General features: G+C 49.6%; 7 protein-coding genes. All 7 read right to left on the reverse strand.

Going from position 1 to position 12,024, the window contains the following annotated elements; all coding sequences use genetic code 11:
* Positions 1–44: 44 nt before the first annotated feature.
* Positions 45–1,361 carry a kelch repeat-containing protein gene (locus tag ACTJJJ_RS28580; RefSeq protein ID WP_426293857.1) on the reverse strand — a complete coding sequence of 439 codons (1,317 nt, stop codon included), beginning with the start codon at positions 1,359–1,361 and terminating at the stop codon, positions 45–47.
* A gap of 20 nt (positions 1,362–1,381) precedes the next feature.
* Positions 1,382–3,301, reverse strand: coding sequence for an SdrD B-like domain-containing protein (locus tag ACTJJJ_RS28585; protein WP_426293856.1), 1,920 nt, complete (start codon positions 3,299–3,301; stop codon positions 1,382–1,384).
* Positions 3,302–4,350: 1,049 nt separating this feature from the next.
* Positions 4,351–4,527: an energy transducer TonB gene (locus ACTJJJ_RS28590; protein WP_426293855.1), complete on the reverse strand. Its 177-nt coding sequence runs from the start codon at positions 4,525–4,527 to the stop codon at positions 4,351–4,353.
* A 1,545-nt stretch (positions 4,528–6,072) separates the two neighbouring features.
* The gene (locus ACTJJJ_RS28595) at positions 6,073–7,803 is read right to left on the reverse strand and encodes a tetratricopeptide repeat protein (RefSeq protein ID WP_426293854.1); all 1,731 of its coding nucleotides are present in this window, start codon (positions 7,801–7,803) and stop codon (positions 6,073–6,075) included.
* Positions 7,804–7,828: 25 nt separating this feature from the next.
* The gene (locus ACTJJJ_RS28600) at positions 7,829–9,307 is read right to left on the reverse strand and encodes a hypothetical protein (protein WP_426293853.1); all 1,479 of its coding nucleotides are present in this window, start codon (positions 9,305–9,307) and stop codon (positions 7,829–7,831) included.
* Between the two features lie 21 nt (positions 9,308–9,328).
* The gene (locus tag ACTJJJ_RS28605; protein WP_426293852.1) at positions 9,329–10,624 is read right to left on the reverse strand and encodes a DoxX family protein; all 1,296 of its coding nucleotides are present in this window, start codon (positions 10,622–10,624) and stop codon (positions 9,329–9,331) included.
* A gap of 26 nt (positions 10,625–10,650) precedes the next feature.
* Entirely contained in the window at positions 10,651–12,015 is a 1,365-nt protein-coding gene (locus ACTJJJ_RS28610) for a RagB/SusD family nutrient uptake outer membrane protein (protein WP_426293851.1), read from the reverse strand.
* Between the last annotated feature and the right edge of the window lie 9 nt (positions 12,016–12,024).

Here is a 12,024-nt window from a genome sequence, read left to right on the forward strand (position 1 = left end):
CGAAAAAGACGATGTATAAAATTCTTCATGTGGGGTAGACAATTTTATTTTTTCAAACGCCAGACCAAATTGGTAGGACGGGTTTGGAGGGTATTCTGGTCAAGTTCACCACCGCCAAACAAGTAAAGAGTTCCGTCCGCATCGGACAGGGTCGCAGCCTTGCCTGTCACAGCTGAAGACAGATCAGGCAGTACATTCCATAGGTTTGTCCCGGGATCGAATTTCCAAACACCCTTCTCGATATAAATCATATCGTTTGATAATTGGTTGTGACCTCCCATTAAGTATAGTAGCCCGGCTTTGTCGCGCCAAATCGTCGCGTTTGCACGCCGACCGGGCGAGTTTTCCTTCGAACCTTTCGCGCCCGAGAAATTGTATGCCTCCGCATTAATTTTAAAGCTGCCGTTTCTCATCTCCCACTTTCCCGACTTGATCGAATAAAACCACATATCCGACAGCCCGCCCATCGCATTCGTGGATGCACCATACCCTACTCCGCCATACATCCAGAATCCGTTTTCCTTCTCATCAAACCAGCCCAATGCCTGGCAACGCGAAGAGGGTTCCCGCTCAGTTACTTTTAACAGCGTGTCCACGGGCTGATTCGGCTTTTCCGATCCCGAGACCCACTGCCACTGACGCTTTTGAGTATCAAAGCGCCAGAGATCATTGTAAAACTTAGTTGTTCCAACCGTCTCCGGATCATACGCCTGGCCGCCAAATAGCCACAAATCGCCGTTTCGGTCCGTCCAGGTGGTCGCGCAAGAGCGGCTTCCGGGCGTGGACTGACTCCCCTGTTCACCCTTTCTGCCCCTTACGGACGACCGATTAAATTCCCCTTTCCCAGAAACTGACGCCCACTGCCCCTTGCTAGTGTCGAACACCCACATATCGTCCAGGTGTAAGAAATCCCTGAGTTGCCTCCCTCCAAACATCCATAAGTCTCCCCGGTTATCCACCCACGACGCTGCATCCTGTCGGGCAGCCGGTATTTGTGAAGATCCCTTGATCTGCTGCTCGGACTTGTTTCTATCCCCGGTTACCAATGCCCACTGATTGGAACGCGGAGTGTATTTCCACATGTCCTGAAAGACCCCCCATTCATAGTTTTCATCATAACCAATTCCTCCGAACAACCACAGGATACCTTTGGAATCCTGCCAGGTCACAGCCTGATTCCTGGGTGAAGGCACTTGTTCCGAGCCATAATTGTAGTCTTTATCTTTGTACGGTTTGACTTTCCCGTTAGCATTTATTTTTGCAGTCTCCTGCTTGTAACTGGTGAGCTTTTCCCACTGTTGCTGGCTATAGCCGGATAGCGCAAAACACGCCATCGACATGGTTAGTAAAAACCTGTTCATCCTATTAATAAATCGATCGGTTACTCCTTAATTTTAACTATGGCCCTGCTGAACCGCTTTCCCTCGGCCGTATCCAGAACCAATACATAAGTCCCGTCGGGCAACGGGCTAAGGTCCAGCTTCTGACTTTTGCTTGCTTGAACCGGATGGCTGAGTACAGTCCGACCCAGCAAATTTTTAACAGAAACCACTTGCGGCGTAATGCTGTCAGAAATTTTGACAGCTACATACGAAGATGCCGGATTGGGGTATACGACAACTGCGTTGGTCTTCGAATCATCGTCCGGGCCGGAGGGAAGTACACCAATATCTACCGAATGGCCGGCCGGAGATTCGGCGCTTGTTACCGTAGTTGCTACCAGGTATCCGTCTATTTCAACAGCATCATTATCCGATTCTTCATCCGATCCTGCTTTAAAAGCGGATGCACTGGAAATGGATGCAGTTCGTTTCACACGCATCTGGTATTCGGTACCTTCCAAAACCCCTTCCATCACATTGCTATGGTCAAAAAGATAATGGCCGTCCACATCCGTAATTGTAGACGCTACCTGGATGTTATTTTGCCAAAGCTCCACGTTCACGCCCGAAATGCCATGCTCATCGGGATCCTGAATGCCATCTTCGTTGGAATCATGCCAGATTCTGTTTCCGATGAAGGTGCTCTTCCGCTCAGTAATCAGGGCTAGTGCGCCGATACCATTGGCCTTCCCGAATGTCCCTCTTTGTCCATCCTGATAGAAGTGCCAGAAGCGGGCCATTTTACCGTCCTGTGAATAGAAACTCTTGATACCGCCCGAATTGAATTGCTCCGGCTCATGTACCGAAACAAACAGTTCACGTGTGTGAGGTACGCTCACCAGTGCCCCCATCGCGGTCTCCTCATGCACTACCCGTGAATATTTTTGATCATACTTGGTAACGAAGCCATCCTGAAAGTAAAATTCCCCACCCGAGGGTCCCTGACCGTTGTTTTTCCCTTCACTTGCTGCTTCACCGGCGACGGCATTTTTTTCCATCCGAAGTTTTTGCCCCTGCGATAGACTTACCCGTAAGATATCCCCTGCCGCAACTCCCGAATAGCTCGCGGTACCCTCCGGATTTGGAAAGCCCGGTCCGGAGAGATGCCCAAACCTGTCCATAAAACCCAGCACCATTTGCCCATTTTCGTCAAATGCAATGGATGAAAGAATTGGCTGAGGATGAAGCGCCGTGGAAGGGAATTCGGGCACCAGCGCCTTGGAAAAATCGTCGGTCCAGGGATTCCATTGTTTCAGCTCGATGCCCGCAACAACGACACCACGCTGATAATCCAGGTGCTCCCGCAGCAATTCCTTAAAACGGCCTGATTGCGGGTCCAGCTCATAAACCAGCGCAAACAGATCACGCCTATCCTGCGAAATACTTGCATCATTTACTGCTCCGACAAATACCCTGCCATTGTAATATTTAACCGCAAAAGGGCGGACTTGCCCACCCTTCATTTGCAGGCTGGGCAGTTGAAACGCCCTGATATCCGAGGTTGTGACAGCCACAGTAGTGTCAACCGGCAAGTGGACAGCATAAAGCTTTCTGTCATATAAATTTACCACATACAACGTGTCGCCATTAGCGGATAAGTCCATGCCTCCAAGGCTCACTTTTCCGACATGTTTCATCATTTCCGGATCAGTGCTGGCACTATCCACATTACTGCTTAGCCCCTGGTGAGCGTCAAGGCCGGTTTCTACACCTAATTTCCGGAGGTCAAGCCACGCTTTCGTTTTTCTTGTTTTCCAATCCGTCCGATAAATACCTCCCGTACCGAGGGGACCGTACCCGACATGTCTTTTAGCGAAAGCCGAAGCATATAAAATCCCGTTACGATTATCGAACGATATACCATATACGCTCCCTATCTGAGAGGACGCAGCAATAGTTGTCCGAGATGAATCGCGCATCGAGAGCCCTATTAACGCAGACGTGCTATCATTTCCTTTTCCGGCTATAAAAACTGGCGAAACCAGAAAAGAGTTAACATCGCCTCGTTTCGATTTGAGCCTTAGGTCAGCATTGCTCGCAGGACTTTGAACAAAACGGACCAGTGGCGTACCTCCATCGGGCTCATACTCTTGCGAGTTATGATTAAAAACGATTTTAAATTGCTTCCCTTTCGGCAATGGCAAACTGTAAAAACCCAAAGAATCCGGATGCACCTTGCCTGCTAATCGAGTCAGCCCATCATTAGTCACTTCAAATGCCGAGATGGAAATGCCTGGCAAGCGAGAACGATCAGAAGAAATTTTACCCGTGATTTGACCCGCAGCATTAGTGCTGCAATACACCAAAAAGCTTACGGCCCAACAAGTGGCCCAAACTCGTTTCATAAACCAGAATTATAAATAGGATGATAGGAAGACCCCTTAACAGGAAACTTTGAAAAATCTTTCGATGAAAATGGGATCAGCTAGACACGAAAATGCAATTACGATTACCGCAGCAGAAATTTTGCTTAGTGGAGAGAAACAACATAATGATATTTGTAGGGGTATATTTATCTATTTTGTGGCATTTGATAACGACTAAATGTCATTTGAGTTAGATTCCTTTCCTATTTACAGCGTAATGCCACCTAGCTACAAGGTTTGACTTGGGGGATATTAGTGAGTAAATACCGTGACAAAAATATTTACGACTTCTCACAGTTCCTACTCTTTTGTAAAAATAATTTTATTCGGTTACAATTCCTTCGATCTAAACATTACCAGTTGATATCCTTGCAGTAAAATCTAATGTCAAGGATAATAACAACGATCGACCTAAGGTCTATTATCTCAATGAAGAACCGGAGAACATTGTAACCCCTATCAAACTCGAAGCAGATGAAAGATACCTCCGATTAAAGATTTTTTTGATTGGAAGTATTCTAGAAAATACTCATGTTGCAGCCTCTTCGATTCTCAAAAAAAGTGGGTAATCGGAGAAACCTTTGCCTGCCAGAGATTTGGTGTCAAATTTTGACAGGTAAGGTGTATTTCACTCGGGTTGACTTGCCAAATTGGCTGCCCGGAATCCAATTTGGCATTGATTTGGGTACTCGTGATACCTCCAGATCATATTCCGGACTTCGACCTTTAACAATTGAAGCATTTTGCAAGGTCCCATCAGCGTTCACTACGAATGACACAATGACCCTCCTTGTTTTAGTAGTCTTAGGTATTCTCAATTACGGATAAAGAACTCCATTCGCTCTGAGCTGCCTCCTCGGAACTCGGGTTGCTTCTCGACTACCATAAAAACTGGCTCACTAGACTGGTTGTACCTAACCCAAGCAACGAAAACTGTGTCAGAAAACGGCCATTAAATCCGATAGCGCTGATCAAGGAAGTGAGGAAGAGGAAGACGATTCAAAAGACGAGAAGGATAAAGAATCAAAAGATAAAGATTCCAAAGAAAGAAAAAAAGAAAAGTAAGTTTATATGTATTAGTTGAGACTTAATCATATACACAGATTTAAGTATGAGTCGGAAGGCAAAGTGCAAAGCCCTCCGGTTTTACAAAGTATATTCGCCTATACGGAGTCTAACGCAAATTTGGGAGAGCGAAATCTCGGAATAAAGTTTTAACTTTGGTAATGGCGTTAGATAATCAAAATCTATCAAGATAAGCAAAAAGAATCGGTTACCATTTCGGTTACCTATTTTGAAAGGAATTACAAGTAATTGATTTACAAGCGCTTTTAATATTCAATTTGTTCCCAGCGGGGTCACTTGAAGAGTAACAAAAAGCAGCAAAAGCCTGCAAATCAAACGATTGCTGGCTTTTTTTTGTTTGCCCTAACTACACCAAAACGTTCAAATATTCTCAAAGTTTTGGTGAGTAATTCGGTGAGCTTCAGTCCGAAAATTTAGTAAAACCGAGTTTCTTCTCCGAAAAGCTGAAGTGGCCCGCTCGATATACTATCTGCTATCCGGAGCTGTCTGACAGTTCGAAGCGTTAACGGAGGAAACGCAAAATGTGATCGACTTGCACATCGCTGGCGAGTGGTTCCTGAATTATGAAAGTTTTTGCAGCTTAACAAGGTTCTTGAAGGCGCGATCAAAAGAATGCAATTTTTCGATAAATCAATGATACCTGCCGAAAAGTATCTTTCTATTCATAATCCACGTCCCGCACTAATTCAGGCATTTCCACTGAATATGATCGCCTCTTATCTTAAAATCTCCCCGGAGAAGCTCAGCAGGGTTAGGAATACAGTCGCCATTAGCACCACTTATTGATTTCAATCAAGTTGCCCCATCGCGCGAACACGCTAGTTTGAAAAAACAAAAGCAGACCCAACCATGTAGCACTGCGCACTGTCTATTCGCCCGTTTATCGGCGCCACAGATTTCGAAACCTCCCGGGGATTTTACCGTGAACTCGGCCTTCAGGAAGTACCGATAACGCCGGCCATGTCTCTTTATAAAAAGGGGGATTTGGGCTTTTACTTGCAAAATCCATCGTTCAAAGACTGGATCGATAATATGATGATCTTTTTGGAAGTAGTACGTTCGAGCTGAAAGAAACCATATCTGGATATCAGGAATACAAAGATTGGGGTATGGCTGGCCAGGCACGGTATCGATGTGTTTTCTACGAGTTTTTCTAAACATGATCGTTGGAGAAAACGGGCCGGATTCTACATTATTTATAGCAGGCCTAACGGTTCCAGTTGTGTAAGCGGAGTAAGTCAAAGCGGATAAAGAGAATGATCACCCTGTTCAATCACTTCGTTCAGCTGGGACGCCAGTGCTTTCGCTTTGGTTGTGTCGCCTTTCTTTTTGTAAACTTTGTAAAGGCCCCAAAGTGCATTGGCGCTATTCGGGCGCTTCCTCGAAAGCTCCTCGTAAGCCTTGATTGCCAGGTCGTATTGTCCTGCTTTTAAATAAACCTCGCCCAGGCTGATCAACACCGGCCTGGCATAAGAAGGCGGCTCGCTGTAACCCAGGTCGTGTTCTTTCTTTTGGGCGATTTTCAGGATGCGAATGGCAGCTTCATCGTCATTTTCCAAACTTTTGATCAATCCCTGTAATTCCAGCGACGCTACATTGAGATCCCCCAGTCGCCTGGTGGCAATCACGTCGCCGGTCGACGATTGGGTGCTATTGCGGTACAGATGTGCATCCAGCGCGTCCGAGTATTTCTTTGCTTCCTCAGGTTTGCCGCGCTTAACAGCATCCATGCCCAATGCAAAATAATACAGGCCATCCTTGTAGCCGATGGCCTTGCCGGTAAAGATGCTGTCCTTGTCGTTGATCAATTTAAGGCGATCGGCGGCTTTTTTATAAAACCCGAAACACAACTCCATTTTGGCCGGCGCGATAATGCCCTGGTAAAAGAAACGCCCCTCATATTTGGCTTTGCGTTCTTTGGTGACCGGCATGTTTTGCAGCTTTTCCGCATAATACAGTGCCGTTTTATAATGCCCGTTTTCGGCGCTGTTGGAGAGCAGGTAGTTGATATTGTGAATATAATTCCAGGTATCCACTTCGGGGATGTGCTGCTTTCTCATATAAAGAGAATCTACCGCCACCGCCTCCAGGAAGGCCTCATGGGCTTTCTGATATTGGCCTAACTTGTAATACACGTGCCCCGGCATATGCACCATATGCGCCGCGCCCGGTGTGAGCAGCCGTATGCGCTCAGAGCTTTTAATGGCCTCCTCGGGACAGCAATTTTCCATCAAATGGATCCAGTAATGATGTGCGCCTGCATTGTCGGGGTCGGATTTGAGGACGTCGCGGAGCAAATATTCACTGTAAATCTGCCCTTCGCGCGGGTTCAGGTCCACGTCGTAGCCGCTCATTTTGCTCAATGCCAGAAACAGCTTGGCATCCACGTCATCCGGGTATTTATGCACGATGATTTCGAGCTTTTGCTGGTATTGCTTGCGGCTGTTTTCTCCCGGCGCGTCGCGGAGCAGAATGGCCTCGGCGTAAAGTTTTTCGTGCTCGCTGGCCTTGTCTTTCAAAGCTTTCAGTTTCCTGACCGCCAGTTTTTTATCATTGTCGAAATCAGGCCCTTCGGTGGCTCCGATGGCGCTGTAAAGCCCCCAGTAAGGCATCACGGCCGAAGAATCCAGCCGGATGGCTTCTTTAAACGAACGATAGGCCTCGAAATCCCAGAAATCGTGCAGGAGCGCGACGCCTTGGGCAAAATATTTTTGCGCCTGTTCGGATTTCGTCGTGATTTTCAAATTGGAAGTGCCTATGCCTTCGAGGAACTGCGCGGGCGGCAGGTTGTGCACGTAGGCGGTCTCCTTGCGATAGGCCTGAATGTGGTCCAGGTGATTGTGGGCAAACTCGTTTTCGTCCACGTGGTGCGCGTGGTCGTGTGCACTTGGTTGCGCCTGTCCCTGCCGGTCGCGCTGGGCGAAGGTGGAAATGGAAATCAGGCAACTCAATACAAAGGGAATTCTCATTTTTGATACGAATAAATACAAAAAATCAATAGGAAGTGGCCGAGATCGCCGGCCGGTCGACGGGCTGGGTTTGGCTTCTGGATTTGGTCAATGCGTAATCTTTGCGGATGCGGTCGAGTACCACATAAATGGAATCCCGATGGTCGTCCAGGCCGGAAAGAACGATGCGATCCTTCGAAGGGCGCTGGAAATGCCAGGCCAGCGGCGGAATGCTGTCGGCCTTCGCGGCAGGCTTACGGGCCCTGCCACCACCCTCTTCTTCGCTTTTCGCCCGATTTTTGTCTTGCAGCAGCAAGGTTTGCGTTTTCAGGTCGGCCTCGTAATAGAAAAACCTTCGTCCCCCGCCGATGCCCGCCAGCTCATAGCTGCGATCGACGTCCTTGGTCTGTGGCGTGCCATTCGCGAGCGAAATACTCACCGGACGGTTCACCTGGTAGATCAGTGTCGAAAATTTCTCAAAAACCACATTCTGCCAGCGCACCGTATCGAGCGGGGAATAGGGCAATGTGCGGTTGTTGATTCTAAATTCGGTGACCTGATAAAGGCCGGCCGCATCGGCCAGTCCGGGTGTCCTCGGTTCTTTGAGGCGACGCTGGTTGTAATGCATATCGTAACGGAGCCAGCCATAAACGAATACAAAGCCGACCACGATCGCATATTTGAGCCCGAACAGCCAGTGGGTAAGCCATTTGGCATCGTATGCCGGCACATATTCAACTGGATTGACATTTTCTTCACGGACCAGCAGCTTCCACACATAGGGCACCTCATGCGCCAGAACAAATGCCGAAAGCAGCGAAAAATAAGCGCTATATACATGCACGCCGCCGTCGTAGGCATGGTTGGCATGGGCAATGTTATACAAAACACCCAGGTTAATCACGGCTCCCAGCACCGAAGTCGCCCTGAAAAACATCAATGCACCCGCAAACACCTCGATGAAGCCCAGAAATACCTCGTACCAGATCACTACCCCCACCGACTGCCAATAGATTTTGTAGGCCGTATACTCGCCTATCGTCGCTTCCAGGTTGGATATCGATGGGAACGGCATTTGCATAGGATACAGCTTCAAAAAACCGAATGCGATGATGCCGATACCAATGCGGTAACGCGCGAAGGCTCTGATCCAGTAGTAAAGTTCGTTGTACTCCTTCCGTTCGCGCTTGCGGACGGCCAGCGTCCAAATGGCGGCTACCAAGAGGGCAATCAGCAGCGCCACGCCCCAGTTGGCATAGCTCGCCAGCCCCCAGCGGCCGCTTTCGCCCGGTATTTTCACAAAATCCACCCGGTAACCGTTCAATGCCGAGAAGAATTCGAACAGTGTTTTAGCGGTGAAAAATTTGGTGTACCATTCCACACTCAGCGGGATGATCAGCAGCCCGAAAAAGACTACCGCGATGCGGAAAAGGATCCGCTCCCAGCCGGCCCACTGCGGAAAAGCATTCTTCGCCGTTGCCGCGGCCAGCTCCGGTCCCGGTTTATCCATTTGTATTTCAGCCATGGTGTTGCTGTTTAATGTATCTCAATTGATTTTAATAGGTCGCCGGCGCCCTTCGTTGAGCAGATATTTGCGGTTGATTTTCGAGAGCACAATGCGCACCGAATCCTGGTTTTCATTCCTTCCCGACAGCACGATCGTGGCCGAATCCGGGCGCGCGTAGCGAAAATGCAGATCCGGCGAAGCACTGTTGCGGGCGTGCAGCGTAAGTTCACCGACCAGGGTGTCGAGCTCGTAGCTGTAAAAATGCCGTGACGCATTGCCTGCATACTCGTAATTCCGCTCTGTAATGGACGGGACAGAAAGGTCGAGCCGCGCAGGCCGGTTCCTCTTGATACTTATCGTGTTCCATTTTTCAAAAACCACATTATTCCAACGTTCGGGATCGGTGAGCGAATAAGGAATCGTGTCCTGATTGACCCGATATTCAGACACATTGTAAAAACCATAGGCATTGCTCAGCCCCGCTTTTGCAGGAAATGGCCAGTTATCGCTGCCTGCATAGGCCTTCACCCCGTAAACCACGAGAAACACCGCGACAAGTATTTTAACCGCGAGCTGAGCGCGGACCACCCAGTTGCTCGCAAATGCAGGTTTGAAGCTCTCAGCACGCGTAAACTGCCTTTTGACGAATACGTTGTACAACCGCGGCAGGTCATACGCAAGCAAGAAAAGCGCAATGCTGAGCAAGTAGGCGCTGTATACATGCTCGCCGAACTCGTAGGCGAAGTTGGCGATCACAATGTTGGTCAATACAAAGATCGCGATGGAAGCACCGATTGTCGCGGTTTTTCTGAAAAGCAGCAACACCGCCGCCGCCAGCTCCACCAGCCCGATCGACTGCTCGTAATAAGCCGAGCCGATGCCGGTCGTCAGTGAATAGATTTTCCAGGGCAGGTAATCGCCGTAGCTGCTGTGCAGGTCGCTCAATGTCGGCTCCGGCAGCTGGATTTTGAACAATTTCAGAACCCCATAACCGATCAGGCCCACAGCCAGGCGGTACCGGAGCAGCACGCGCAGCCCGTAATAGAGCACGTTGTATTCGCTCGGCTCTCTTTCAAGAAATCCCCACAAAACGGCCCCTGCCACCGCGATGACCAATGCAATAAGCCAGTTCGCAAAGCTTTCGATACCCCACACGCCCGCCGAAACGAATGCGGGCATGTAAGTAGTGAGGGCAAAAAGGTCGTGAAACTGCGGGTTCAGCCAATTGGTGCCGAAAAAGCGTCCGTCGAGGGGTAATACCTGGATCACAAAGTAGATCGCCGCAACGCGGAATGCCACGATTTCCGCCCTCGACCATGATTTCAATGCTGCCATAGGATTGGATTGAATGAAAGCGTAAATCAGTAGCCTTTGTTCTGCACCAGGTCCTTATCCGCGGCCAGGTCGTTGAACGGGATCGGGAAAATCCATTTGTTCGCATCGTTCACGCCCAGTACCGCCCCTGCCCTGCCCGTCCGCACGAGGTCGAACCAGCGGTGCGGCTCCAATGCAAACTCGGCGCGGCGCTCGTCCTCGATCGCCTTCTCGATGGCCGCTTTGTCGATACTTGCAAAAACCGGGACTTTGGCGCGGTTTTTCACGGCATTCAGGTCGGATACGGCTCCCGCGAGGTCGGGCGTGGCCTTTTTAGCACGGGCTTCGGCGCGGATCAGGTATTGCTCGGCAATGCGGAAAATATACGTCGGGTTGTCGTTCGTTGAGCGCCAGTAGAGCAGCTGCACGTAGTAGTTGAGAATGGCCGGCGTGGAAATGTCCTTGATCAGCACTTTGCGATCGCCGCCGGTGGCAGGATCTTGCAACAGCTTATACAAGGTAGGACTTGGGCAAAACTGGTTGCGGTAGCCGTCGCTGGACCACGCGCCATAATGCGAACTACGATCTGCTGTGCTGTAAGCGAGCTCAAAAATCGATTCTTTCGAATTTTTGCTGTTGATAAATGACGACCAGCTGATGAGCTCGTAGTTCGAATCGGAGATCAGTTTAGTCGCATATTCCTCCGCTTTTTCATATTCACCCAAATACAAATGCAGCCTCGCCTTGAATGCAAAAACAGTCTTCTGCGTCACCCGGTTGCGATCGGTGGTGTTGCCGAGCAGGCCTTCTGCCTTGGTAAGGTCTGCCAGGACCTGCCGGTACACCTGCTCCTGGGAGCTTTGCTTCACACCATCGAAATCGTTGGGAGAAGTAGTCGGTTTGAGCACTACCGGCACATTACCCCAGGCGCGGGCGAGGTCGAAGTAAGCCAGCGAGCGGAGCACGTAAGCTTCCCCGGAAATCTGCTTGCGCTGCGCCTCGGTAATGGCCTTGGCATCGAGCTTTTCAACCTTATCGATCACATTGTTGGCGCCGTTCACGACGGTGAAGATCGAGTACCAGACGCTGTTGAGCAGCGTATTGTCGGAGCGGTAAGTGTGTGTGATGAATGTCGCATAATAGTTGAGCGTACCCACCCACAGGTTATCCCCGCCGGCCAGGTAAGCGGCCGCCTGGTAGCCGTCGCCGCCGTAGTAGTTGCCGCTTTGCACCTTGTCGTACACCCCGAGCAGGGCAGTTTCGGCCGTGGCGCCGTCCACGATCACGGAAGCGTCGGAAATGGATTGCTGCGGCTCGGCATCCAGGAAATACGACTCGCAGGACGATGCCAGCAGGCCCGTAAGCGCCAGCACCGCGATTTTATATCGGAATTGAAAAGTGAATTTTCGCATGGGATTGAA

This window comes from Dyadobacter sp. 22481 (assembly GCF_052044875.1).
GTDB classification, from domain to species: domain Bacteria; phylum Bacteroidota; class Bacteroidia; order Cytophagales; family Spirosomataceae; genus Dyadobacter; species Dyadobacter endophyticus.